Raw genomic sequence first — 26478 nt, 5'->3', positions numbered from 1 at the left:
TAGGATTATGAAAGATACATTATTAATAGAAATAGGTACGGAAGAGTTACCACCTAAATCGCTCAAAAACTTAGCGACAATATTTTTTGAACAAATTACATCACAGGTACAATCGGCTGACTTAGCGTATGAAGACGCTAGCTGGTTTGCGTCACCGAGACGTCTTGCTGTCAAGATAACTGGTTTAGTGGATAAGCAACAAGATAAAGAGATTGAGAAACGTGGTCCTGCGATTAATGTAGCGTTTGATGAAAAAGGTGAGCCAAGCAAAGCTGCTTTAGGCTGGGCACGTTCAAATGGCATTACCATTGAACAAGCACAACGGTTAAAAACCGATAAAGGTGAATGGTTATTACATAAAGCTGTTCAAACCGGTCAAACGCTAGATATGCTTATTCCAGAAATGGTGAGTAATGCGTTAAATAAATTACCTATACCAAAACCGATGCGTTGGGGTAGCGAACGTATTCAATTTATCAGACCAGTACATACCTTAACAATGATGTACGGTGATAAAGTGATCAATGGTGAAACTTTAGGTGTATCATCAAATAATTTATTACAAGGTCATCGTTTTCATCATGAAGGTATGGTGACTTTGACGCATGCCGATGATTATGAAGCTGTTTTGAAAAAAGCATTTGTTATCGCTGATTATCAAGAAAGACAGCAACTTATCATTGAGCAAATTAAACAAACTGAGCAAACGTTAGCGGTAGATGCGTTGATTGATCAAGATTTATTGGATGAAGTAACTGCCTTAGTTGAGTGGCCAGTGACTTTAGTCGGTACTTTTGATGAAGAGTTTTTACAAGTTCCGGCTGAACCTTTGATTTATTCGATGAAAGACCATCAAAAATATTTTCCGGTGAATGATAAACAAGGCAAGTTAATTAATAAGTTTATTTTTGTCGCAAATATAGAAAGTAAAGCCCCAGAAAAAGTTATCTTTGGAAATGAAAAAGTAATACGCCCTCGACTTGCCGATGCCGAATTTTTCTTCAAAACAGATAAAAAACAATCGCTTGAATCTAGATTAGCTAGTTTAGAGTCAGTTTTGTTTCAAAAACAATTAGGCACGTTAAAAGCTAAATCAGAGCGGATTGCTCAATTAAGTCAATATATCGCGAAACAGGTCGATGAAAATGCTGAGTTAGCTTATCGAGCAGGATTGTTAAGTAAAACAGATTTAATGAGTGATATGGTTTTAGAATTCCCTCAAGTACAAGGTACTATGGGTAAATACTATGCTATTCATGATGGCGAAGAGCAAGCGGTGGCCCAAGCCTTGGAAGATCAATATCGTCCGAGATATGCTGGTGATAGCTTACCGGAAGGGAACATTGGCTGCTCTGTCGCGATAGCAGATAAAATCGATACGCTAGTGGGTATTTTTGGTATTAATCAGCCACCAAAAGGGGATAAAGACCCTTTTGCACTCAGAAGAGCCGCCATTGGTTTAATTCGTATCATCATTGAAAAACAATTAGATTTAGATATTGAAACATTAGTTGCTGAAAGTATTGCCTTATACGGTGACAAATTAGCTAATGAAAATACTCAACAAGATGTTATCGATTTTGTATTAGGTCGCTTTAGAGCACATTATCAAGAACAAAATATTTCAGTTGATGTGATTCAAGCGGTGTTAGCAAATGCTCCAACAGCACCTTTAGATTTTGACAAACGTATTTCTGCTGTCAATCACTTTAAGTCGATGTCAGAGGCTGAAACTTTAGCGGCAGCAAATAAGCGTGTTGGTAATATACTTGCTAAATTTAGCGGTGAATTATTTACAGAATTTAAACCAGCTTTAGCAGCTGAACAGGCAGAAACTGATTTAGCTAAAACGTTCACTGCCATCAGCGAAAAAGTGAAACCATTACAAGCGGCAAAAGATTATAAAGCGGTTTTATCTGAGTTATCTCAAATTAAACAACCGATAGATACGTTTTTTGATAGTGTCATGGTTATGGCAGATGATGAACAAGTGAAAATTAACCGCTTAACTTTACTGAATGAGATAAGAAATAGCTTTTTAGCGATTGCAGATATTTCATTACTACAAAGTTAATTCACGTTAAACAACCGACTTTAAAGAAAAGGTAGCAAGCTAGTTTTATAGCGTGCTACCTTTTTTTATTAGGTAAATATAATTGTGTAAAAAGTATTAAGACTTTTTAATTAAGTATTGAAAAGGAATGCTATCACATTGTTGCGCGATGAGTTGATGTTCCATAAACCGACAAAAGCTAGGTATATCTCGAGCTGTAGACGGATCATCTGCTAACACTAATAAAGTTTCGCCACTGTTAATTTTACGTATATTTAATCTAACCATCATAACGGGTTCAGGGCATCTTAAGCCAATGGCATCTAACTGGTGATCTGCTGTTGCAAAAATTTCATTCATTACAACTGACCCAATTAATTGTTAGCAAGCGATAATTGAGTGATATAGCCACTTAAATTATGATCTGTCTTCAACATACTAATAAAATCATCGGCGCGTTGTTTAGTCTCGAAAGCATGACTGATGATACGAAAATAATGATTGGCATTCACTAATTGAAAATGAATATTTGGGTATAACTGCTGTAATTGTGTTAAAGATTGTTGAGCATTACTGATATTGCTAAACGCACCAAACTGCACATACCACTGAGGTTTGTTAACATTCGATTTTATCGCTTGTCTTTTCATTTGCGGTGTTTTTTCAACCACAGCTGCAGGGACGCTTGGTCTAACTTGATTTGGCGTTTCTGTTGTTGTTGTTGTTCTAACAGCCGGACTTGCAGTGCGTACTTCAGGCGAATAATTACTGTATTTTTGACCAAATTGATAACTAAGAGATAAAAACAAACTATGGTTAGTATCGATTATTTCACTATTAAAGTGAGAGAACTGGCCAAATTCTAAGGCTAAGTTTTTAGTTAATTGATAGGTGGCAGCTAACATAATATAAGGTGACATTTGTTTTTCGATAACCGCTTCATTCGAGCTGTTGATAACAAACCCTAAACCCGTTCCAGCTTTTATGGATAAATCACTGTTGTAGCGTTTAATAAAGTTGGCACCAAGTGAAAATTGGCTGTAATTGGCAAAGATATTGGTGTCATTGTTCTCTAACATAATGTCATTATTATCAAAATATCGCGTTTCAAATTCAAACGATTCGCCAAATTGCCATTGATAAAAAATATGATACCCAGGGCCGTTTTCTTGATCGAGATGGTAGTTAACGCCGGCACCGACTTTATGTTTATCTTGAGCAAGAATGGAAAAAGGCAATAATACGAAAACTATAAAGATAATTGTTAATTTATTCATAGGGATAATTCTGATATTTTTTTTTATATTAACAGTAAATCCTGATAACTACCAAATAGGGAAAATGGTTTTTTGGTAAATATACTTGCTTTGTTGTCATAGGGTGAATAACCTAAAGAGAGATATACAGAGTAGGTTTTTTTATGCGCACGTTTCTCCTAGTTTTTGCCTTATTTTTCAGTATTGTATTTACGTCAAATGCCTCAGAAGGATACCTATTGAGGAAGACTTTTGAAAATGCAGAGAAACAACTGTGGAAGTCGAATTCATCAACGTATCAAGAACTCTATCAACAGTTAAATTATTATCCATTGCAGCCTTATTTAGATCAGAAGCGCTTGATACACCGCATGCGTCTTTCATCAGCGAAAGAAATAGCCAGTTTTTTAGATAAATATCAAGGTTCTCCGCTTGATTGGCCATTACGCAAAAAATGGTTGAACTATTTAATTAAAAGAAACCGTCAGGCGCTGTTTATCGAGTTTTTTCAGCCAACGTACGACGTTAACCTCACTTGTCATTATTATCAGTATCAACTTAATAAAGGTGTAGCAGAAAGCAACGTTTTACCTAAAATAGCGAAATTATGGGTGGTAGGTAAGTCTCAACCTAAGTCATGTGATCCATTATTTGAACGTTGGCAAAAAGCAGGGTTGCGAACGCCAGAGCATGTATGGCAGCGATTAGGTCTAGCAGCTGATGGTGGTAAGCATACTTTAATACCTTATTTAACAGGGCTGCTTCCTGAAAATGAGCAGTATTTAGGGAAGCTTTGGCATAAAGTACGTAGAGATCCTGCCTATATAACGAAATTATCACGCTTTCCAAATAAAAATGACAAAGAAACTACCATTTATACGTATGGTATTAAAAGATTAATTTGGCGTGATCAAAATAGGGCGCTGAAATCTTATCAACAAGCAAAAACTAACTTTGCTTTTACAGAAGAACAGCAGCAAAAAATTGCCTTAAAATTTTCATTAGCTTTAGCCAGTAAAAACCATCCATCGGCCAATGAATGGTTAAAGCAAGTCGATGATAACAATTTAACCGACAATATCGTTCAATGGAAAATAGCTGACGTTTTGAGAAAGCAAAATTGGCCAACCATTAAAACAGAATTACTGTCATTACCAGATGCTTATCAACAAAAACAACAATGGAAATATTGGTATGCACGCAGTTTATTAGCCACCAATGAACAAGTATTAGGTAAACAATTAATGGAGGAGTTGGCAGATACTCGTCATTATTATGGATTTTTAGCAGCAACCTATAGCGATAAACCCGTTAATTTACAAAATAAGCCCTTACAAATATCTGAACAAGAAAAAATAGAGCTTTTTAAAAATGCGGCGGGCAAGCGAGCCTTTGAATTTTTTCATTTAGGTCGTTATTACCACGCAAGATTAGAATGGAACTATTGGCTAAGACAATTAACAGAACGACAAAAGTTAGTAGCCGCTAAATTAGCGAATGAAATAGGTTGGTATGATCGTGCTATTTTTGCTTTATCTCAAGTGGGATATTTAGATGATGTAGATTTACGATTTCCATTAGCATTCAACGATGAAATTAAGCAACATGCGAGTAAGTATGCCATTAACCCTGCATGGGCTTTTGCTATTACTCGTCGGGAAAGCTCCTTTATGTCGGATGCAAACTCATCTGTCGGAGCGAGAGGCTTAATGCAGTTAATGCCGGATACCGCAAAACATTTAACAAGACGGAAAAAGGTATCGACTAAATACCTGCTTGATAGTAAAAATAATATTAATTTAGGCACTAAATATTTAAAAGATTTATTAGATAGGCATAAAGGAAATCAAGTGCTAGCTACTGCGGCCTATAATGCTGGACCTTATCGCGTGAAAAAGTGGTTAAAATCTGCAAACGAATTACCTGCTGATATTTGGATTGAAACGATCCCATTTCGGGAAACACGTGAATATGTGAAAAGCGTACTGGCTTATCAAGAAATTTATCAACATAAAGTGGGTGAGCAAAGTTCGCTGTTTGATCAGTTGCATAGCCTAAATATTACCCAGTTATAATGACTACATAATGCTTTTTCAGATAAGGTGTTGTAGTCATCATAATATTGATCTTGCGATAATCACTTTAAAATCAAAGCAATCATAGATATGTAAAGTCGCAAGTGCTGAACTGCACAATACGCTATGGTATGATGGCTAAAATTTTTCATCAGGGTGATCACATGAGAATGAGTAAACTTTCGACCTTATATCCAGCACATGTAGCTGAACTACAAATCAGAGCCAAAAACGCGCTTAAACGAGATAATTTGCAGGGTATAGTCATTCATTCTGGGCAAGAGCTTAAAGTATTCTTGGATGATTTAAGTTATCCCTTTAAAGTTAACCCGCATTTTAAACATTGGCTTCCTTTGGTCAATGTGCCTAACTCTTGGTTAATCATCAATGGTGAAGACAAACCGACGCTTATTTATTATCAGCCGACTGATTTTTGGCATAAAGTGATTGAATTATCCAATAACTATTGGAATGAGTTTTTTGACATAAAAGTGTTGAGTAAGGCCTCTGCCGTTGATCAGCTTCTGCCTTACGATAAAAAAGGCTACGCTTATATAGGGGCACACGTTGAAGTAGCTCAAGCGTTAGGGTTTGACAGTATTAATCCAGATACATTATTGAATTATTTACACTTTCATCGCGCATATAAAACATCATATGAGCAAGAATGTATGCGACTTTCCAATAGCATTGCGGTGAAAGCTCATAAAGCGGCAAAAGCTGCATTTTTTGATGGTGCCTCTGAATATGATATTCAGCAAGCTTATTTAAAAGCGAGTCAACAGACCGAAAGTGAAACACCCTACGGAAGTATAGTCGCACTAAATGAAAATACCGCTATTTTGCATTACACGGCATTAGAGAGAAGTGTGCCTCAAGTGCATCGTTCATTTCTCATAGATGCAGGCGCAAACTTTCATGGTTATGCCTCTGATATTACCAGAACGTATTCCTATAAACGTGATAAGTTTGCTGAGTTAATTTCCCGCATGGATCAATTAATGTTGAAGGCAGTTGATGGACTTCAACCAGGGAAAAGTTATGTGGATCTCCATATTAATACTTATCGCGACATTGCGAATGTTTTACATGAGTTCGACTTTTTAACTGTCGATGCTGCAACTGCTGCTGAAGCTGGTGTGGTGAGTACATTTTTCCCGCATGGTCTTGGTCATCATTTAGGTCTTCAAACTCATGATGTCGGCGGTTTTATGGCAGATGAACGTGGAACGCATGTAAATACTCCAGACAACCATCCGTTTTTAAGAACTTCAAGAGTCATAGAAAGTGAGCAGGTTTTTACTATTGAGCCAGGTTTATATTTTATCGATTCATTACTATCAGATCTAAAACAGTCAAAAAATGGCGATATGATTCAATGGGAGAATGTCGATGAAATGCGCCGATTTGGCGGGATTCGAATTGAAGATAATATTATTGTTCATCAATCACATAATGAAAATATGACCCGTGATTTAGAATTAGACTAAACATAGTAAAAGTTAAACGTGTCACAAACTTATCAAATAGCAGCAAGTGAAGTGATAGATGAAACAATTATCAATAAAAGTCGATTTATTTGTTATCTATCACCTTGCGCTTCTAATGAAGCCGCTAAAACGTTCTTAAAAAAAATCATTGAATTACATCCTCAAGCACGACATCACTGTTATGCGTTTGTCAGTTCGCATCCAAAAAATAGTCAATGTTATGGGTTTTCAGATGATGGAGAGCCCTCAGGCACTGCCGGTCGTCCTATGCTAAATGTTTTGCAAGGTAGTGGCATCGGCGAAGTTTGTGCCGTGGTGGTTCGTTATTTTGGTGGAATTAAATTAGGGACTGGCGGACTGCAAAGAGCTTATGGGGGGAGTGTAAGACAAGCATTAACGTTATTAAAAACAAAAACTAAAATTCCTATGGTACAGAAAACGTTAGCGTGTCAGTATACTCAAGTGAATGATGTGCTACATTTACTTAATACTATAGGTGGTGAAGTTATTGAACAATGTTTTCAAGAAGATGTTGCATTAACTTTAGCTATTCCTGAAGAAAATTTACCGTTATTAAAAGAACAATTACAAACGTTGTCTTCTGGCCAATTAATTTTAAAGTCACATGAATAATAAGAAGTAATAATAGTCGTGCAATATAAAAATATTATCCGCATTTTAGGACTGTTAGTGGCCATACTCAGTGTCACCATGCTTCCTCCTGCATTTATTTCATTAATTTATCGTGATGGCGGCGGTGTTTCATTTTTAATGTCATTTGTTTTCTGTTTAATCGCTGGGTTATTTGCTTGGTATCCCAATCGAGATGAAAAAAGTGACTTGAGGGCTAGAGAAGGCTTTTTAATTGTCGTTCTGTTTTGGACAGTATTAGCCAGTTTCTCAGCCGTACCTTTGATGTTATTAGAACAACCTAACTTGACAGTTGCCGATGCTTTTTTTGAGTCATTTTCAGGTTTAACAACAACAGGGGCTACGATACTCACTAAAATTGACGGGCTTCCGCATGCAGTGTTGTGGTATCGACAACAACTACAATGGTTGGGTGGCATGGGGATTATTGTTTTAGCGGTTGCGGTTCTTCCTATGCTAGGCGTTGGTGGCATGCAGTTATATCGTGCTGAAACTCCAGGTCCAGTTAAAGACTCAAAAATGACGCCTCGTATAGCCGATACCGCGAAGCACCTTTGGTTTATATATTTATCGTTAACGGTTGCTTGTTCAATCAGTTATTGGTTAGCAGGGATGAATTTATTTGACGCGATTTGCCATGCTTTTTCTACAATTGCCATTGGTGGGTTTTCTACACATGATTTAAGTATGGGGTATTTCGACAGCCCATTGATCAATTTCGTTTGTGTACTTTTCTTACTTATCTCTGGAGTTAACTTTGCTCTGCATTTTGCGGTAGTACACAGTAAATCACTACGTGCTTATTTTTATGATCCTGAATTTAAAGCATTTCTTTATATTCAGTTAGCACTGACTTTACTTTGCTTTACGGTATTAATGTCGGCAGGGATCTACGAAAGTGGATTTGAAGCCTTTGATCAAGCCTTGTTTCAATCCGTGTCAATTAGTACCACAGCAGGCTTTGCCACCACATCTTTTTCAGAGTGGCCAACGTTATTACCCATATTATTAATTTTTTCTAGCTTTATTGGTGGTTGTGCAGGGAGTACAGGCGGCGGTATGAAAGTTGTCCGCGTGGTTTTATTATATTTACAAGGTTTGCGTGAGCTAAATAAACTCGTTCACCCGAAAGCTATTTTTACCATTAAATTAGGTAATAAAGCCTTACCAAATCGAGTAGTTGAAGCGATTTGGGGCTTTTTCTCTGCTTATGCTGCCGTGTTTGTGCTTTGTATGTTGGCATTATTAGCGGCAGGCGTAGATGATATAACTGCTTTTACCGCTGTTGCTGCTTGCTTAAATAACTTAGGACCTGGCTTAGGAGAAGTCGCTGCTAACTTTGCTAACCTTGGTGATTCAAGTAAATGGGTGCTAATTTTAGCGATGTTATTTGGTCGGTTAGAAATCTTTACCTTGCTGGTGTTGTTTACACCAGCGTTTTGGCGTTCTTAATTCTGATTATCTTGAAAAATTAAAAAAATTTTAACGGGTCTACATAAAATAATCGTTCAACATCGGTGATATATTTTTTATTGACTAAAAATAAAATAACATGATCTTCAGCTAAAATTTCAGTATGCGAATGAGCAATGATCACTTCTTCATCACGAACTATCGCTCCAATAGTGGTACCTGGAGGTAATTTTAATGAAGCAATGGTTCTGCCTATAACTTTTGAGGAGTTCTCGTTCCCTTTCGCTACAATTTCAATCGCTTCTGCAGCCCCACCTCGTAAACTATAAACATTATTAATACTTCCTTTTCGCACATGTGTTAATAGCGCCGAAATTGTCGCGTGTTGAGGGGAAACCGCAATATCTATATTACTGCCATGTACTAAATCTATGTAGGCGCTGCGTTGTATCAATACCATGGCTTTTCGAACACCTAAGCGCTTTGCCAATAAAGATGACATAATATTGGCTTCGTCATCATTTGTGACTGCAATAAAAACATCAAACTGATCAACATGTTCTTCCATTAATAGCTCTTGATCGGATGAATCACCAACAAAGACTAACGTATCGTTTAACTCTGAAGCTAAATAAGCAGCACGTTTTGCTGTGTGTTCAATCAGTTTAACTTGATGGTTTTTTTCTAATAGACGAGCTAAGCCTGCGCCGATATTACCACCGCCTGCGATCATGATGCGTTTGTATGCGGGTTCAAGCTTTTGAAGTTCGTTCATCACGGCACGAATGTGAATGGTAGCCGCAATGAAAAATACTTCATCATCTGCTTCAATCACGGTTGTGCCGAGTGGGCGAATAGGCTTGCCGTTACGATAAATAGCCGCAACACGTGTGTCGACATTAGGAATATGTTCACGCAGGGTTGATAGGGCATGACCAACTAATAATCCGCCATAATAAGCTTTTACGGCAACTAAACTGACTTTACCTTTGGCAAATTCTAATACTTGCAATGCACCAGGATAATCGATAAGTCTGGCGATATCACGAGTCACTAATTCTTCTGGAGCAATAACGTGATCTACAGGAATATTGTTGGGCTGGAAAAGCTCATCTTGATATTTCAAAATTTTAGCGGAACGAATTCGGGCAATTTTAGTCGCGGTGTTAAACAATGAATAACATACTTGGCAGGCGATCATGTTCGTTGCATCGTCACTGGTAACGGCAACAATAAGTTCGGCATCCTCAGCACCAGCTTGCTTTAGCACATCGGGATGAGAGCCTTGACCAACAACAACTTGCAAATCCATTTTATCTTGTAATTCTCGCAGTATTTCTGCGTTGGTATCAATTAATGAGATGTCGTTCTTTTCACCCACTAAATTCTCAGCGAGTGTACCACCAACTTGTCCTGCGCCAATTATGACTATTTTCATTGGATGCTATCCGTTATTTTTCTTTTTTAACTTAGCGTAATAAAAACCATCCATAGACTGCTCATTGGGTAAAATTTGCCAGCCTATTTTCTGTTGAGTATTGTCTATTGCTATCAGCTCTGCATCAGAATTTTTTGAAATAAACTGCTGAATTTGTTCACAGTTTTCTTCAGGTAAAATACTGCAAGTAACATAAAGCAAAGTACCACCGGGTTTAAGTAATGGCCATATATTTTTCAATATTTGTTGTTGTAATATCGTCAGGGCTTCAATATCGGTTGATTTTCTTAACCATTTTATATCCGGATGACGCCTGATCACTCCGGTACCCGAACAAGGTGCATCAAGAAGTATGCGATCATATGCTTGTTTGTCCCACCATAACTCAGGTTTAGACGCATCGGCGGCAATAACATTTGCTGATAGGTTTAATCGAGCTAAATTGTCTTTCACACGTAATAAGCGTTTTTCTTCAATATCAATGGCGGTCATTGCATTTATCGACGGGCGAAGTTCTAAAATATGACAGGTTTTTCCACCAGGTGCTGCACAGCAATCAAGTACGTTATCATGAGGTTGGCAATCTAAAAGTACCGCCGCTTGTTGAGCAGCGCCATCTTGCACAGAAACATGACCTAACTCAAACCCGGGTAAATTGTTAACATCTGTTGCTTGTGCGAGCTTTATTGCTCCAGAAAACTCATCAACACTCGCTACTTCAATATCAGCCTTTGCTAATAATTCCAAATATTGTTCAATAGTATGATGCTGTTGATTGACTCTAAGCCACATAGGTGGTTTTTCTTGGTTGGCATTTAAAACCGCTGGCCAATCGTCTGGGTAGGCATTTTGTATTTTCTTAATAAACCAGCTTGGGTGATTGTATTGTATCGCAACAGGCAATTTTTCATCATTGTCAGTTGTTTTACGCTGAAAGTTTCGCAAGATGCCATTGACTAGAGCTTTTAAATGCTGATGTTTTAACGGTTTAGTGGCAGCTACAGTTTCGCTGACAGCCGCATGATCTGGAATGCGGGTATATTTTATTTGATAAATACCCACTAACAGTAAAAAATGCACAGCTCGTTGTTTCGCCACTAATGGCTTTTGTATTAGTTGCCTTACTTCATGCTCTAACTCTGGCAAGTATCGCAACACGCCATAACATAGCTCTTGTAATAACCCTTTGTCTTTACCTATAACTTTTTCTTGTAGTGCAGGTAATTCATCAGCAAGGCTTCGGCCTTTATCAATTACAGCATATGTACATTTAGCGGCTAGGGCTCTTACATTTGTAGCCATAGTGTTATTTACCTAAACCGTTAATAGATTGACCTTTTTGAAACCATTCTGCGCGACCATTTAATAGGTCACTAAACGGAAGTGCTTTTTTGCCCGGTAACTGCAAAATTTCTAATTTTAACGCTTGCTCACCTGTCGCTATGGTAACACCTGTTTTATCAACATGAAGTATTGTACCGGCAGCTTCACTAAAGTTACCTTCAACAACACTGGCTTGCCAAGTGCGAATACGGTGTTGTTTTTGTTTGTCATCGGTAAAAGTAAACTGAGCGACAGGCCAAGGAATATAGGCGCGGAGCTTTTGATGCAAGGTTTTTGCCGGTAATTGCCAGTCTAATTCTGCCTCATCTTTATGGAGTTTAGCTGCATAGCTCGCTAACGCATTATTTTGCGGTTCAGCCTGATGTTTACTTTCCGCCATTAATTGTAAAGTTTCGATTAATGCTTGAGGGCCTAATGCCGACAATTTATCATAAATACTGGCACTGGTATCTTGTGGGCTAATTTCACACGTCGCTTTTAAAATCATATCGCCTGTATCAAGACCTTCATCCATTTGCATAATGGTGACACCCGTTTCTAAATCGCCGGCTTCAACCGCGCGTTGAATAGGAGCCGCGCCGCGCCATTGCGGTAAGATAGAACCATGAACATTAATGCAGCCAAGTCGTGGTGCGTCTAAAATGACTTTAGGTAGCAACAAACCATAGGCCACAACCACCATGATGTCAGCTTGGTAATTGATCAATGTTGCTTGATTTTCACTTTCTTTAAAGTGTTGAGGTTGCTCAACCGGAATATTGTTTTCGATCGCTAAAAGCTTAGTTGCACAGGCTGTGAGCTTTTTTCCTCGACCCGATGGTTTATCCGGTGGGCAATAAACCGCAATAACATTGTGGTGAGAGTTGATCAGTGCAGCTAAATGCTTGGCGGCAAAATCAGGGGTGCCGGCAAAAATAATATTTAAAGGTTGTGACATAGGTAGATTCTATTCTTAATAACAGTGATTAAGCGCCAGCTTTTGCTAAACGAGCTTCTTTTTCTAATTTGGTTTGAATACGTTTACGTTTTAGTGGTGATAAATAATCCACAAAGAGAACGCCATCAAGATGATCCAACTCATGTTGAATACAGATAGATAATAATTCCGTTGCGTCTAGTTCAAATACTTCGCCATTGATATCAAGTGCTCTTACCGAGACTTCTGTGTGGCGCTCAACCTTTGCATAATTGCTTGGCACCGACAAACAACCTTCCTCGTTAATCATGATTTCATCATTTTTCTTGATAATTTCAGGATTAATCAATACGTAAGATTGTTCTTTGTCTTCGGAAACATCAATTACCACAATTCGTTGGTGAATATTTACCTGTGTTGCCGCTAAGCCAACACCATTTTCTGCGTACATAGTTTCAAACATGTCAGCAACAATGTTTTTAATATCTTCATTTACTTCGGCAACTGGCGCTGCTTTAGTTCGAAGTCTTTCATCTGGAAATCGTAAAACGTCTAATATAGCCATAATTTTTCAAAAGAATTCGCGAAATTTCGCATAGAGTGTTATGTTTCAATTTTAGCCATTAAATATAATTAATCCTAGTGCTTTACGTTACTTTAGGTTAATTGAAAGAAGAATAGGCGGATAAATATGCTAAAAAGGATAATTTTAACGATACTTTGTTTAATTTTGCCGTTGAGTGTTATAGCCGATGAGCTTAAATTAGCGAAAAATGCACCAACGTCTTATGTCGTAAAAAAAGGCGATACGCTTTGGGACATTTCAGCAAAATTTTTACAGCAACCTTGGTTATGGCCAAAATTATGGAGAATTAATCCTGACATTGAGAATCCTCATTTAATTTATCCGGGTGAAGAACTGAATCTTGTTTATGATGCACAAGGTCGACCAATGTTGGTGAAAGGAAAGCCAGCATTAAAGTGGTCTCCTAAAGTTCGTACCTCACTTAAAGATCAAAATCCGGTGGAAACCATTTCGCTGAATGTATTATCACCTTTTGTAAAATATGACACGGTATTGTCTGGAGAAGACATTGAATCTGGTCCGTATATATTAGGCAGTGATGAAGGATATAAATCAAGTGTTGATGGCGTGAAGCTATATGTTAACGGCGACTTAGCGGTAGGTAAGTCTTATGGTGTTTATCAAAAATCTGAAGCTATTTTGTCCCCGTCTACTGAAGAAATTATTGGTTATCATGCTCGTTTAGTTGGCACAGGTAAAGCTATTCGCCAAGGTGATAAAGCCAGTAAAACACCGGCTACAATTTATGTTGAGGGTGCTTTAAGAGAAATTCGTGCTGGCGATATTGTTAAACCAGTAAATGAAGGGCAAATGTTACCTTCATTTTTTACCATGCAAGCAGCAAATAATGATGTTCAAGGTGAAATCATTAAAGCATCAAATGGCATGCGAGAATTTGGCAAGCTTGAAGTGGTTTTTATTGACCAAGGCAATAGCCATGGCGTTAAACAAGGTGATGTTTTATCCGTAAAACGATTAAGCCCTGGTGTTGTCGAAACCAATGATGGCCCTGTTTATACTGCTGATGCATCGCGTTGGAATAGAATGGCGAATGAAGCGGAATCTGATTATCAAATGCCAAAAGAAGCCATTGGTAAATTGATGGTTTTTAAAGTGTTTGACCAAGTCAGTATGGCAATTATTTTAAATTCTGAAAAGCCATTAAGGTTACAAGATTGGGTAACTGCGCCATAAAAAGTCTTATCATACATAGTATTGAACTGTTTTAGGGAGAAAACAGATGCAACCTCAGGATGAAGCTGCACATAAAGCAAAGCATTAAGCCAACCAAACCTTACAAATAATGTGCGGTTTTGGTTGGCTTTAAAGTTTATTCCTCGACTCGCCATCCATAAAAAATTAGCGCTTGTTCAACAATTTTCATTAATTGATTTATTTACTCAACCACCGCCTCAAATTAAAATCGGGCTTTCAGAGAAACAATATCAAGCATTAATCTCACCTGATTGGCAAAAAATAGACAGCATAATTGAACGTGTAAAGTCACTTGCCGGAAAGGTAATTCCCTTCGATCATGCGGATTATCCACAGAAATTAAAAGAAATTTATGATCCGCCTTTGGTGCTGTTTGTCAAAGGGGATAGTAAGGTGTTAAACCATCCTCAACTCGCGATTGTTGGCAGTCGTAATGTCAGTGTGCATGGTCGAGAAACGGCTTATCAATTTGCCCACGAATTATCTGAGCAAGATATTGTGGTCACAAGTGGCTTGGCGTTAGGCGTTGATGCGCATGCTCATAAAGGAGCGGTTGATAACCAATCAGCAACTATTGCGGTAATTGCTACCGGTATTGACCTTTGTTATCCGGCTCGCCATAAAAGTTTAGTCAAAAAAATCATAGAAAATGGCGGGGCAATTGTCAGTGAATTTCTCCCCAATACGCCACCAAAATCTGGACACTTTCCAAAGCGAAATCGTATTATCAGTGGTATGTCAGCAGGGGTATTGATTATTGAGGCCGCTATGAGAAGTGGCTCGTTAATTACCGCTCGTTTTGCGCTGGAACAAAATCGAGATGTTTTTGCTGTACCTGGCAATATAAATAATCCGCAAATTAAAGGCTGTCATTGGTTAATTAAACAAGGGGCTAAATTAGTTGAGGAACTTGCCGATATAATGGAAGAAGTAAGCTTTGATTCAAAAAATAGTCTAGACTTAAGATTAAAGCAGAGTAGAAACAAAGAGAAAGAAAAAGAGTCAAAAAAAAGTTGTGATCAGGACTTGTTTAACGATTCATTGTTAGCTAGTGTGGGATATGAAATCACTCCCGTAGATACGGTGGTTTCTCGGAGTAAACTACCCACAGACGTAGTGCTAACCCGATTAACAATGCTTGAGCTTAGAGGTCTGGTGTCTGCGGTGCCAGGGGGCTACCTTAAAAATTAATAGGGGCTAAATATGTTTGATATCTTGATGTACCTTTTTGAAAACTATATTCATAGTGAAGCCGAGGTAATGGTAGACCACGACATACTCACTGATGAACTAACACGGGCCGGCTTTCACCAAGATGAAATATATAAAGCACTTGCTTGGTTAGAGAAATTAGCCGCTTTGCAAGACACCGACAGCTATCCGTATTTTTCGCGTGAAGCAAGTCGTTCATTTCGTATTTACACCGAAGATGAAAGTCAAATACTTGACCAAGAATGCCGTGGTTTTTTAATGTTTCTAGAACAAGTAAATGTGCTTGACTTTACGACGCGTGAAATGGTGATCGATAGAGTGATGGAGCTTGATACCAAGTACTTCACTATTGATGATTTAAAATGGGTGGTATTAATGGTGTTATTTAATGTCCCTGGTAAAGAATCTGCCTATTCACAAATGGAAGATTTAATTTTTGATGAGCAAGAAGGACCGCTTCACTAACGGGTTCTCTCATATGAGTAATCAATAGAGATCAAATTGATTTCGTCTTTTGTAAAAATGCACCTACAACGCTCTTGGTTTACCGAGAGCGTTTTTTGTATTACAGCTATATTTACACAGCATAGTTTTTTTGTGCGATAATCATTCTTATTCAATACCACTTAAATAGATATTTCATGTCAAACGACGATTCAATGTTTTCACATCATGAACATGCGCTTGATAAAGCGAATGAGCCTTGTCCTGAGTGCGGCAGTGAATTAACGATCAAACATGGTAAATCAGGTGCTTTTTGGGGATGTGTTTCCTATCCAGCCTGCGCTTTCACTCGCCCAATTGTTGAACATGAAAAAGTTGAAGATCAAATTTTGGCAGGGAGTGAGTGTCCTAAATGTGGCCACGAACTTGCGGTTAAACAAGGTCGATATGGCATGTTTATCGGTTGTAGCAATTTTCCTGAGTGTCATCATATTGAAGACCAAAACCACCATGAAGATGCTGGCGTTAATTGTCCTAAGTGTCAGAAAGGCGAATTAATTGAACGCACTAGTCGCTACGGTAAAATATTTTATTCTTGTGATAATTATCCAAAGTGCAAATTTATTGTTAATCATCCACCTGTGGCTGGAGCTTGTCAAAAATGTGGTTTTGAGTTGTTATTGAAAAGAAATATGTCTGCTGGCGAGAAACTACAATGTGCGCAGAAAAAATGTGGTCATTTTCAAGAAACATAAAGACAATAAGATCACTGCCTTTATGTTGCGATTTGATGACTTATTGAGACACTTTCGCTAGATAACGTTTGGCAAAACTGTCTAAATCAGGAAAAGATTCTTGCTTTAATAGCGAGGATAATTGAACCAATCGCTCAGCTAACTCAACTTCGTCTTTACCACAAAGGTTGATATGAGCCATTTTTCGACCATCACGCTTTGCTTTATCATACCAATGCATTGCAACACTCGGTATAGAATAAATTTCATCTGAAATATCGTCTTCACCAATAACATTGACCATCGCGGTAGGACGAATTAATTGTGTGCCGCCTAAAGGTAGGCCACAAATAGCGCGAAGGTGGTTTTCAAATTGGCATGTATCAGCACCTTGTTGTGTCCAATGCCCTGAATTATGCACCCTTGGCGCAATTTCATTGACTAATAACTCCTCGCCTACTTGGAAAAACTCTATTGCAAGGACCCCAACATAATTTAATTGTTCAGCAATTTTTTTAAAAACTTCAGCTGCATTCGATTGAAGACTTGCCTCGCTTGGCGCAGCTACTGAAACGCTCAAAATACCATTGGTATGATGGTTTTCAGTTAACGGATAAACCGCTATTTCGCCATGAGTATTTCGTGCACCAACTAAAGATACTTCTCGATCGAAAGGTACCATTTGCTCTGCCACAATGCCTTGGGCAACAGAAGATGTTGCGTTGGCGATAAATGCTTCCATCTCTTGCCAAATAGCATCAGCTTGCTCGAGCGATTTTAAACGCCATTGGCCTTTACCATCGTATCCTTCTAGAGCACTTTTGAAAATTATTGGTAATGCAAGTTGCTTAAGTGCCTGATCAAAATCAGCTTTCGTGGCTATTACTACATGTTTTGCGTTTGCTACTTTACATGACTCAAGAAGTGCTTTTTCAAGCCGACGATCACCGCCAATTTTTATTGCATCACTGCTTGGAAATAATTTTCCACTCTTTTCACATTCATTTAACGTGTTATGAGCAACGTGTTCAAATTCCGCGGTAATTACATCACATTGTGCAATACCACTTTGTAAATCACCATAAATGTGCTCGGGATCAACAGGATGAACAACCTTATTTGTTCTCACATCAAACGCTTTAATGTCCATACCTAACGGTGCACCCGCTAAATCCATCATACGAGCTAATTGTCCTGCACCTAATACCAACACTTTTTTCATTGTAATAAACCTATTCAGCGGGATTCGGGTTATTTAAAATAGTTTCTGTTTGTTCTTTTCTAAACGCTTCAATATTAGCCATAATTTCTGGCTTATGCGTACCAATAATTTGAGCAGCTAATAAACCTGCATTGGCAGCACCAGCAGTGCCAATAGCTAAAGTACCAACTGCGATGCCTTTTGGCATTTGTACAATTGAAAGTAGAGAGTCTTGGCCATTTAGTGCTTTTGATTGTACGGGTACGCCTAAAACAGGGAGTGGAGTAAAAGCCGCTGCCATGCCTGGTAAATGTGCTGCGCCGCCAGCACCAGCAATAATTACGGAAATGCCACGCTCTTTGGCTGTTTCAGAATATTCAGCAAGTAAATGAGGTGTTCTATGTGCCGATACAACTTTTGTTTCATAAGGAACTTTTAATAAATCAAGCATATCTGCTGCGTGTTGCATTGTTGGCCAATCTGACTTTGACCCCATAATTATACCGACTTTCATGATTTATCACCTTGTAGTTTAAATGCCGTTAGCTGTGATCTAAACATCACCAAAAATAAGCCGCGCATTATACCTTTGTTTGCTTTAATACGGAAATATGTTGCGGCAATTTGTCTATAAAAACGACGACTAAAATAAGATTATTTGAATATAAAAAAGCAAAATAGTTATGTTGTAGACAATATTGGTTAGTTAATGTAGTTATCAGCAGTATTTATAAAAGCAGTTTAATAATTGTCGACACTATTAGACCAAAGGAGGATAGGTAAAAATTTTAATGTACGTAAAATAACCATATCTTAAATTATGGTTTCCAAGGCCATAACGCCAAAATAGTGAGGTTGAGTTATGAGTAATATCTATAATCAAGGGCTAGACAAGGTAGCTGCAAATAGCCAGCCGTTAACTCCAATCAATTTTTTAAATCGAACTGCTGATGTCTACCCAGAAAAAGTGGCTATTATTCATGGCGAGCAAAAAATCACCTATCGACAATATCGAAATAATGTTCGTCGTTTAGCTTCAGCTCTAGTGCAACGAGGAGTAAAACCGGGAGATACTGTTAGCATTATTGCCGCTAATATTCCGGCATTTTTAGATGCTCATTACGGCGTGCCATTAACGGGAGCCGTGCTTAATTCTATTAATATTCGTTTAGACGCACTAGCGATTGCTTTTATTTTAGATCATGGTGAGTGCGATATTTTACTTACGGATACCGCATTTGCGCCAGTGGTAAAAAAAGCTTTAGCCTTGTGTTCACGTAAACCTCTGGTGATAGATATCGACGATGATGTTGAATGTGAAGAGGCTGAATGTATCGGTGACATTGAATATCAAGCATTATTAGCTGAAGGAGATGAAAATTATCAAGGCAATTTTATTGTCGATGAATGGCAAAGTTTAGCGCTAAATTACACTTCAGGCACTACTGGCAATCCTAAAGGCGTGGTGTATTCTCACCGAGGTGCGTATTTAAATGCAGTGGGCAATAATATGATTTGGCCGATCAATAATCAGTCGGTGTATTTATGGACACTACCTATGTTTCATTGTAATGGCTGGTGTTTTCCTTGGACGATAGTTGCTATGGGTGGAACACAAGTTTGTTTACGACAGGTCGAAGTGAACGCCATTGTAAATAGTTTAATCGATCATCAAGTGAGCCATTTTTGTGGGGCTCCTATTGTTTTAAATATGATTTTAAATGCCGAGACTGAATTATTAGATAAAGTGCCACGCGGTATTAGTATTATGACAGCGGGTGCTCCACCACCAGCGACGGTGATCAAAGGCATGGAATCTCGAGGTTTTGATATTACGCAAAGCTATGGTTTAACCGAAGTTTATGGACCATGCGTAGTAAGTGAGTGGAAAGCAGAGTGGGATCAGCGTAATGACGATGAGCGGGCGGCATTAAAAGCAAGGCAAGGTGTGCGTTATCCAACTCAAGAAAATGTCGATGTTTTAGACCCAGATACAATGAAAGTCGTGCCAGCTGATGCCGAAACCATTGGTGAAATTATGTTTCGCGGTAATACCACCATGAAAGGTTATCTAAAAAATGACACTACTACGATGGAATCATTTAAAGGGGGCTGGTTTCACTCCGGTGATTTAGCGGTAAAACACCCTGATGGATTTATTGAAATTCGTGATCGTTCTAAAGATATTATTATTTCAGGTGGTGAAAATATTTCGTCCGTAGAAATTGAAAGTGTGCTGTATCAACATTCAGCTATTTTAGAAGCTGCAGTTGTAGCGAAAAAAGATGAAAAGTGGGGAGAAACACCCTGTGCTTTTGTTAGCGTAAAAGCAGGAAAAAATGTGACAGAATCTGAGATCATCACTTTTTGTCGGGAACATATGGCAAACTTCAAAGTGCCAAAAACAATCGTTTTCAGTGAATTACCCAAAACGTCTACCGGCAAAATTCAAAAGTTTATCTTACGGGCGAAAGTCAAAGAGTTGTTTGGGGATTAAGCTAACCAGAATAAAAACTATGGTTTTAATGGCAAAACGACGTGTTTTTCAGTAGGCAACTAAGATAAAAACTCCGTATAATCCCTGTTAATTTAATTTTAGTAACTTTTTATTATGACGTTAACAGCAGTAGAGACCTTTTTAAATGGTGGCATTATCGCATACCCAACCGAAGCCGTTTTTGGTCTAGGTTGTGATCCTGATAATATTGACGCGATTGAAAAACTATTGCGTTTAAAAAATCGCTCTGCTGACAAAGGACTGATTTTATTAGCGGCAAACTATTCTCAATTATTGCCTTATATTGATGACGCCAAAATTCCACAAGATAAGCGCTTTACTGTGCTTTCTAGGTGGCCAGATGGTATTACGCAAGTTGTCCCGAAAAATAAAAATTGCCATGCTTTATTAACCGGTAAGTTTGACACTATTGCAGTACGACTTACTAGCCAGCCAGATGTAGTCGCCTTATGTAATCAGGTAAATAAACCCATTGTTTCAACGAGTGCGAATTTATCAGGAGAATTACCTGCGCGAACTTGGCAGTCATTATCAAATCAGTTAATAGATAAAATAGATTTTATTATTAAAGGGCAAACCCTAGGATACACCCAACCATCAACTATTATTGATGCTTTAACCGGAGAGCAATTTCGCGCATGAGCCAAGTGAATTTTAATCAAGTCATCGAGTTTTTAAAGCAATTACAAGACAATATTTGTCAAGCGCTGGAGTCTGCTGATGGCAGTGGAAAATTTGTCGAAGATAATTGGACTCGTGCTGAAGGTGGCGGTGGCAGAACAAGAGTATTAACCAATGGCACGGTCATTGAGCAAGGTGGTGTTAATTTTTCAGAAGTATCAGGTGATAAACTCCCACCTTCGGCAACGGCTCATCGCCCTGAACTTGCTGGTAGAACTTGGCGGGCCTGTGGTGTGTCATTAGTGATCCACCCAAAAAATCCCTTTATTCCTACTTCTCATGCCAATGTTCGTTTTTTTATCGCCGAAAAACAAGGTGAGGATCCGGTTTGGTGGTTTGGTGGTGGCTTTGACTTAACACCTTTCTATCCCTTTATGGAAGATGTAATACATTGGCATCAAACCGCGAAAAATCTATGTTTACCTTTTGGCGAAAATATTTATGCCGAGCATAAAAAATGGTGTGATGAATATTTTTATTTAAAGCATCGTAATGAAACACGTGGTGTAGGAGGTTTATTCTTTGATGATTTAAATCAGTGGGATTTTGACGTTTGTTTAAATTACATCAAAGCCGTTGGCCAAGGTTTTGTTGATGCCTATGTGCCGATTATTAATAAGCGAAAAGATACTGAATATAATGACCAACATCGTCAATTTCAGTTATATCGTCGTGGCCGTTATGTTGAATTTAATTTGGTTTTTGATCGAGGAACCTTGTTTGGTTTGCAGTCAGGCGGACGCACGGAGTCTATATTAATGTCTATGCCACCTTTGGCAAGGTGGGAATATAATTTTCAAGCCGAGCAAGGTTCGGAAGAAGCGAAGTTAACCGATTATTTAGTGGCACAAGATTGGCTATCAGAATAACAAGTTCCTTTAACCGGACAAACTGTATTGCGCGTTGATTTTGCTCGATATAACGCGCTATCGGCAACGGCATACCAATCTTTTAATGTTTCTTCTTTATTCGTATATTCCGCGACACCACATGAAATAGTGACTTGATGATTTTCAATAAAAGAATATTTTTCTATTAATTCCTTTAATTTAATTGCCAATTGAATTGCTTGTTCCTGATTAATTGCATAGGGCAAGATAATAAATTCTTCACCACCGATACGAAAAAGGTAATCATTTACTCTTAGCTCTTGCTGTATCAAATGACAGACGGTTATTAACACGTCATCACCTTGGTTGTGACCAAACTTATCATTGATACTTTTGAAGTGGTCGATATCTAAAAGAATCATACTTGTAGCAACAGGGTTACGTTTATATTTACTAATTTGCAATTCTGCGACTTCAGTAAAAGCTCTTCTATTTAGGGTTTTGGTTAAGGGATCGGTTTTCGATAAGGTTTCTAATTGTTCATTTTGTTTACTGGTTTCATAACTAAAAGCTAAAGAGCAACTGGCGGTGATCATTAATGTAATTAGAAATGTAGCTAGCATTAAATTTGTTAATAATGGCGCTGCAAGTATCGCTATACCTATTAATGTTAGCAGGCTACTGATTGCGGCTATGCGTACGGTTAAGAAGTAAAAAAGTAAGGCGATGGTTGGATAGCACCAAAATAACTGACTTTCACCTTTCAAATATAGGGTGGATAAACTACCAAAAATCGCCAAGAGACAAAAAAGTATTTTAAGAGTACTTACGTGTTTTTGATGGTAAGCAAAATAACCGATTAAACACATAAGGATGAAAATGGCTAAATCTAACAGTGCCATATCCCATTCTGCTTGTATAAATCTATAAATCGTTAACGGCAGTATTCCGGCTGCCGAAAGTAAAGGCATCACACAAAGAATTCGTTGCTGTAGTGTACTTCTTGCTAACATTCTAATATTATCTTGCTTGGTTATTTCATCTAAATTTTAGTATAGCAGCTATGATGTAAATTAATTTTGATTGCATTATTTTTAGTTGTTATTAAATAGGTTAGGTTTTATTTTGTCATCTAAACAACAAACGCATCTCGGTCGTTTTATTCCCGCGATTAAACACAGTCTTTTGGGATTAAAAGCGGCATATCAATATGAAATAGCTTTTAGACAAGAAGTATTTTTGCTCATTATTTTATTGCCAAGCGCTTTTTATCTAGCCAATGACTTTATCGAGTTTTGTTTATTGATCTCTTCAGTTTTGGGTATTTTGATTGCCGAATTACTTAATTCTGGCATTGAAGCGGCAGTCGACAGAATTAGTCTTGAACATCACGAATTAAGTGGTCGTGCAAAAGACTTAGGCTCTGCAGCTGTTTTTGTTGCGATAATATATTTTGTTTTAGTATGGGGTTATAAAATTTTCACTTTGCTATAACGCTAGTCAATTCTTTCAAATTCATTCCATTGTTGTAAATTATGACACGCTTTTTGTTTATTTAAGCTATTGCGTTGCTAATATGTTGAATGTAGATGAGATTAGTCTCGAAGTTTGCGCTAGGTCAAATTTTTTAAAGTAAACACTCTATACAATCGTCTTAATTCTAAACCTTACTTTTATTATGGATATTAAGATGAGAAAAAATATTATTACTTTAGCCGTATTAACAACTCTTTCACTTTCAGCATTAGCAAGTGATTATAAAGCAGGTGATATCGTTGTTCGTGGTGGATTAACTATGGTTGACCCAAATAGTGATAAAGCGGGTGTTTATGTTGAAGCATTAGGAGGCAATACGCCTTTATCTATTGCTGTTGATGACAATACGCAACTTGGCTTAAATGTCGTTTACTTTTATGACCGCAACTGGGCGGTAGAAGTATTAGCAGCAACACCTTTCACCCATGATGTTACTATTTATGATCCTCAAGGGGTTTCTGAAGAAATATTTGGAACGAATGTTGATGGTGTAACTTTAGGTGAAGTGACTCATTTACCACCAACCGTTAGTGCTTTATATTATTTTGATAACGCTTCAAACTTTAAACCTTACATAGGTCTTGGTGTTAACTACACTATTTTTTTTGACGAAAAATTCAAAGATACACCTAAGTCACTAGGTTTTAATGATCTAGACTTAGATGGCTCTTTTGGTCTTTCTGCTCAAGTAGGTGCTGATTATCAACTTAACAACAAGTGGCAGGTTAATGCCTCTGTTCGATATATTGATATCAATACGGAAGCTAACTTTAAAATTGGCGATTCAATTAAAGGGTCTGCGGATATAGAAGTAGACCCTATGGTATTTTCAGTAATGCTGGGTTATAAATTTTAAGTTAAATTCTTATAACTCATAACTAAAAAGCAGGCTTTAGTATTCAGTTAATCCTGCTTTTTTGTGTTTTTATCCTTATCATTGTTATATTCTGCCATTATTCTTTTTTATTAAATAGCCGTCATGGATCAATATCGCGTTTTCGGAAACCCTATTAAGCAATCTCGTTCTCCCTTTATACATCAAAAATTCGCTGAGCAAACCCAAGAGCGTTTAAATTATCAAAGTGAATATGTTGAGATAGGTGAGTTTTCTCAAGCAGTAAAGCAACTAATCAATATTGGTGGTAAAGGCGCGAATGTTACTTCTCCTTTTAAAGAAGAGGCGATGGCGTTATGCGATAAATTAACCGAACGAGCAAAATTAGCTGGTGCTGTAAATACCTTGTCATTTATAAATGGCGAAATCTTGGGCGATACAACCGATGGTGATGGTTTGGTTAATGATTTATTAGCAAATAATGTAGCGTTAAAGAATAAGAAAATATTACTGTTAGGTGCCGGTGGGGCTGCAAAAGGGGTGATTCTGCCTTTATTAGAACAATCACCTACACAGCTCGTTGTTGCTAATCGGACTGTCTCGAAAGCCGAAGCAATTATTCAGCAATATCCCGCAAAGCCTATTTTCTGTTGTTCTTTCGAAAAAGTAACTAACTATGAGTTCGATGTTATTATTAATGCAACTTCGGCAGGCTTGAATGGGCAAGCACTTCCTATCTCTGAACAAGTAATACAATCTAATGTAACCTGTTATGACATGACTTACGGAATAGAATTAACGCCTTTCTTAGAAGTAGCAAAGTTACGAAATGCCGCAAAACTAATAGATGGTTTAGGCATGTTAGTGGGTCAAGCTGCAGTGAGTTTCGCCATATGGCGAAATATTCAACCGGATACACAACCCGTTTTAACTTCATTGAGAGAGGAAATGTCGAAATGAATCAAGCAATACTCTTTAATGATGACCTAACGTTTGACAAAACTCATAATGCTTGGTGCTTTACTGGCATCATGTCAGGACAACGTATTACATTATATTTTCATTCTTTTTCTTTAGGACGCTTAGATAATATAGATGCTTGTACTAAATTTGATTTAGAAGAAGTAGCTGAACTCTGGCTCGAAAAAAATGAACCAGAGGGGGATGAGATTCATATACAAATGAAAGCTTAACTTTCGACTTCTTCTAAGTATTCATTTTTCAAATGAACATAGTTATCCGCAGATTGTTTTAAAAATGCCAGTTCTTTATCTTTAAGTAATCGGGCTTCTTTCATTGGGTTGCCGACATAAAGATAACCACTGCGTAGTACTTTATTTGGAGGAACAACGGTTCCAGCACCAATAAAAACATCATCCTCAACGACAGTACCATCCATAATGATAGCCCCCATACCGACTAAAATTCTATTTCCTAATATACAACCATGTAGCATGCACTGATGACCAACAGTAACATCATCGCCAATAATTAACGGAAACCCATCCGGTTGATGACTAGATTTGCGAGTTACATGTAAAATAGTACCGTCTTGTATATTGGTTCTATCACCGATACGTATTTTATTAACATCACCTCTTCCTGCAACCAATGGCCAAACACTTACCTCTGCGCCAACAACAATATCGCCAATTAACACGGCACTCTCATCAACATAAGAATTATGACCAATAGTTGGTGTAATTCCTTTATAAGATCTTAAGTTATTATTTTTCATAAACGAGCTCTTTCTATACGTTTTAACTAAATCATGAATAAAAGAGTACGCTTTATCGTTAAATAACGCGAATCGAATTATTAGAAAGTAAATAGGTACGATATAAGAATTTGTATTCTCTTGGCTAATTAACTATCAATAATTGATGAATAAACATCAATTAATACGGGGTTTGTACGAAAACCAAGCAAACAAAAAATTAATTGAAAATAGTTGTTGACCTGAGCGCAGAAATCCCTAAAATGCGCTCCACTTCTTCAGGGAGACCTGAGAAGCGAGTTTTAACTGGTTTGGTTATCACGTTTGATAGCA

General features: G+C 37.7%; 26 protein-coding genes. 16 read left to right on the top strand and 10 right to left on the bottom strand.

Features of this window, described 5'->3' with window-relative positions; all coding sequences use genetic code 11:
• The first annotated feature begins 4 nt into the window (after nucleotides 1–4).
• Nucleotides 5–2074, top strand: coding sequence for a glycine--tRNA ligase subunit beta (gene glyS, locus RM573_RS11685; RefSeq protein ID WP_432280241.1), 2070 nt, complete (start codon nucleotides 5–7; stop codon nucleotides 2072–2074).
• A gap of 96 nt (nucleotides 2075–2170) precedes the next feature.
• Here the strand turns inward: glyS and tusA are convergent, their stop codons facing one another.
• Together tusA and RM573_RS11675 are read right to left on the bottom strand one after the other, a co-directional pair.
• Nucleotides 2171–2413 carry a sulfurtransferase TusA gene (gene tusA, locus RM573_RS11680; RefSeq protein WP_311581965.1) on the bottom strand — a complete coding sequence of 81 codons (243 nt, stop codon included), beginning with the start codon at nucleotides 2411–2413 and terminating at the stop codon, nucleotides 2171–2173.
• A gap of 14 nt (nucleotides 2414–2427) precedes the next feature.
• Nucleotides 2428–3330, bottom strand: coding sequence for an SPOR domain-containing protein (locus RM573_RS11675; RefSeq protein ID WP_311581962.1), 903 nt, complete (start codon nucleotides 3328–3330; stop codon nucleotides 2428–2430).
• A 143-nt stretch (nucleotides 3331–3473) separates the two neighbouring features.
• On the opposite strand from RM573_RS11675, the gene RM573_RS11670 reads away from it, so the two are divergent.
• The 4 genes from RM573_RS11670 (at nucleotide 3474) to RM573_RS11655 (ending at nucleotide 8977) form a co-directional block, all read left to right on the top strand.
• A complete protein-coding gene (locus RM573_RS11670; protein WP_311581959.1) occupies nucleotides 3474–5384 on the top strand; it encodes a transglycosylase SLT domain-containing protein in 1911 nt (636 codons plus the stop codon).
• 170 nt (nucleotides 5385–5554) lie between these two features.
• Complete coding sequence (pepQ, locus tag RM573_RS11665; RefSeq protein ID WP_311581956.1) at nucleotides 5555–6874, top strand: Xaa-Pro dipeptidase; 1320 nt, start codon at nucleotides 5555–5557, stop codon at nucleotides 6872–6874.
• 18 nt (nucleotides 6875–6892) lie between these two features.
• Nucleotides 6893–7507: a YigZ family protein gene (locus RM573_RS11660; RefSeq protein ID WP_311581953.1), complete on the top strand. Its 615-nt coding sequence runs from the start codon at nucleotides 6893–6895 to the stop codon at nucleotides 7505–7507.
• A gap of 18 nt (nucleotides 7508–7525) precedes the next feature.
• On the top strand, nucleotides 7526–8977 hold the full coding sequence (locus tag RM573_RS11655; RefSeq protein WP_311581950.1) for a TrkH family potassium uptake protein: 1452 nt from the start codon (nucleotides 7526–7528) through the stop codon (nucleotides 8975–8977).
• A gap of 19 nt (nucleotides 8978–8996) precedes the next feature.
• On the opposite strand, the gene trkA is transcribed toward RM573_RS11655, so the two are convergent.
• From trkA to def, 4 genes are read right to left on the bottom strand one after another with little or no spacing between them, the layout of a single operon-like run.
• Nucleotides 8997–10376, bottom strand: coding sequence for a Trk system potassium transporter TrkA (gene trkA, locus RM573_RS11650; protein WP_311581947.1), 1380 nt, complete (start codon nucleotides 10374–10376; stop codon nucleotides 8997–8999).
• 6 nt (nucleotides 10377–10382) lie between these two features.
• The gene (gene rsmB, locus RM573_RS11645) at nucleotides 10383–11678 is read right to left on the bottom strand and encodes a 16S rRNA (cytosine(967)-C(5))-methyltransferase RsmB (RefSeq protein ID WP_311581943.1); all 1296 of its coding nucleotides are present in this window, start codon (nucleotides 11676–11678) and stop codon (nucleotides 10383–10385) included.
• A 4-nt stretch (nucleotides 11679–11682) separates the two neighbouring features.
• Nucleotides 11683–12657, bottom strand: a complete 975-nt coding sequence (fmt, locus tag RM573_RS11640) for a methionyl-tRNA formyltransferase (RefSeq protein ID WP_311581940.1) — start codon at nucleotides 12655–12657, stop codon at nucleotides 11683–11685.
• 28 nt (nucleotides 12658–12685) lie between these two features.
• Nucleotides 12686–13201 (bottom strand): peptide deformylase, encoded by a 516-nt coding sequence (def, locus tag RM573_RS11635; protein WP_311581937.1) that lies wholly within the window; start codon nucleotides 13199–13201, stop codon nucleotides 12686–12688.
• Nucleotides 13202–13327: 126 nt separating this feature from the next.
• On the opposite strand from def, the gene RM573_RS11630 reads away from it, so the two are divergent.
• From RM573_RS11630 to RM573_RS11615, 4 genes are all read left to right on the top strand, one after another.
• Complete coding sequence (locus RM573_RS11630; RefSeq protein WP_311581936.1) at nucleotides 13328–14416, top strand: LysM peptidoglycan-binding domain-containing protein; 1089 nt, start codon at nucleotides 13328–13330, stop codon at nucleotides 14414–14416.
• A gap of 123 nt (nucleotides 14417–14539) precedes the next feature.
• Complete coding sequence (gene dprA, locus RM573_RS11625; protein WP_311581933.1) at nucleotides 14540–15628, top strand: DNA-processing protein DprA; 1089 nt, start codon at nucleotides 14540–14542, stop codon at nucleotides 15626–15628.
• A gap of 12 nt (nucleotides 15629–15640) precedes the next feature.
• Nucleotides 15641–16114: a DUF494 family protein gene (locus RM573_RS11620; protein WP_311581930.1), complete on the top strand. Its 474-nt coding sequence runs from the start codon at nucleotides 15641–15643 to the stop codon at nucleotides 16112–16114.
• A 176-nt stretch (nucleotides 16115–16290) separates the two neighbouring features.
• Nucleotides 16291–16848 carry a topoisomerase DNA-binding C4 zinc finger domain-containing protein gene (locus tag RM573_RS11615; protein WP_311581926.1) on the top strand — a complete coding sequence of 186 codons (558 nt, stop codon included), beginning with the start codon at nucleotides 16291–16293 and terminating at the stop codon, nucleotides 16846–16848.
• A 40-nt stretch (nucleotides 16849–16888) separates the two neighbouring features.
• On the opposite strand, the gene RM573_RS11610 is transcribed toward RM573_RS11615, so the two are convergent.
• Both RM573_RS11610 and purE read right to left on the bottom strand, forming a co-directional pair.
• A complete protein-coding gene (locus RM573_RS11610) occupies nucleotides 16889–18049 on the bottom strand; it encodes a 5-(carboxyamino)imidazole ribonucleotide synthase (RefSeq protein WP_311581922.1) in 1161 nt (386 codons plus the stop codon).
• Between the two features lie 10 nt (nucleotides 18050–18059).
• Nucleotides 18060–18542 carry a 5-(carboxyamino)imidazole ribonucleotide mutase gene (purE, locus tag RM573_RS11605; RefSeq protein WP_311581919.1) on the bottom strand — a complete coding sequence of 161 codons (483 nt, stop codon included), beginning with the start codon at nucleotides 18540–18542 and terminating at the stop codon, nucleotides 18060–18062.
• 348 nt (nucleotides 18543–18890) lie between these two features.
• On the opposite strand from purE, the gene RM573_RS11600 reads away from it, so the two are divergent.
• The 3 genes from RM573_RS11600 (at nucleotide 18891) to hemF (ending at nucleotide 22096) form a co-directional block, all read left to right on the top strand.
• Nucleotides 18891–20525: an acyl-CoA synthetase gene (locus RM573_RS11600; protein ID WP_311581916.1), complete on the top strand. Its 1635-nt coding sequence runs from the start codon at nucleotides 18891–18893 to the stop codon at nucleotides 20523–20525.
• A 114-nt stretch (nucleotides 20526–20639) separates the two neighbouring features.
• Complete coding sequence (gene tsaC, locus RM573_RS11595; RefSeq protein ID WP_311581913.1) at nucleotides 20640–21188, top strand: L-threonylcarbamoyladenylate synthase type 1 TsaC; 549 nt, start codon at nucleotides 20640–20642, stop codon at nucleotides 21186–21188.
• A complete protein-coding gene (gene hemF / locus RM573_RS11590; protein WP_311581911.1) occupies nucleotides 21185–22096 on the top strand; it encodes an oxygen-dependent coproporphyrinogen oxidase in 912 nt (303 codons plus the stop codon). Before tsaC ends, hemF begins: the two co-directional genes overlap by 4 nt.
• Here the strand turns inward: hemF and RM573_RS11585 are convergent.
• On the bottom strand, nucleotides 22063–23070 hold the full coding sequence (locus RM573_RS11585; protein ID WP_311581909.1) for a GGDEF domain-containing protein: 1008 nt from the start codon (nucleotides 23068–23070) through the stop codon (nucleotides 22063–22065). The two genes, hemF and RM573_RS11585, sit on opposite strands and share 34 nt — an antisense overlap.
• A 112-nt stretch (nucleotides 23071–23182) precedes the next feature.
• On the opposite strand from RM573_RS11585, the gene RM573_RS11580 reads away from it, so the two are divergent.
• From RM573_RS11580 to RM573_RS11565, 4 genes are all read left to right on the top strand, one after another.
• Nucleotides 23183–23551, top strand: a complete 369-nt coding sequence (locus tag RM573_RS11580; RefSeq protein ID WP_311581906.1) for a diacylglycerol kinase — start codon at nucleotides 23183–23185, stop codon at nucleotides 23549–23551.
• 196 nt (nucleotides 23552–23747) lie between these two features.
• A complete protein-coding gene (locus RM573_RS11575) occupies nucleotides 23748–24449 on the top strand; it encodes an OmpW/AlkL family protein (RefSeq protein ID WP_311581904.1) in 702 nt (233 codons plus the stop codon).
• 123 nt (nucleotides 24450–24572) lie between these two features.
• Complete coding sequence (gene aroE / locus RM573_RS11570; protein WP_311581901.1) at nucleotides 24573–25388, top strand: shikimate dehydrogenase; 816 nt, start codon at nucleotides 24573–24575, stop codon at nucleotides 25386–25388.
• Nucleotides 25385–25621, top strand: a complete 237-nt coding sequence (locus tag RM573_RS11565; RefSeq protein ID WP_311581898.1) for a hypothetical protein — start codon at nucleotides 25385–25387, stop codon at nucleotides 25619–25621. Before aroE ends, RM573_RS11565 begins: the two co-directional genes overlap by 4 nt.
• Here the strand turns inward: RM573_RS11565 and RM573_RS11560 are convergent.
• On the bottom strand, nucleotides 25618–26166 hold the full coding sequence (locus RM573_RS11560) for a gamma carbonic anhydrase family protein (protein WP_311581895.1): 549 nt from the start codon (nucleotides 26164–26166) through the stop codon (nucleotides 25618–25620). The genes RM573_RS11565 and RM573_RS11560 overlap by 4 nt on opposite strands.
• Nucleotides 26167–26478 lie beyond the last annotated feature (312 nt).

The sequence above is a fragment of the Thalassotalea castellviae genome (assembly GCF_031846185.1).
Lineage (GTDB): Bacteria > Pseudomonadota > Gammaproteobacteria > Enterobacterales > Alteromonadaceae > Thalassotalea_H > Thalassotalea_H castellviae.
This window is presented reverse-complemented; position numbering and strand designations above follow the sequence as displayed.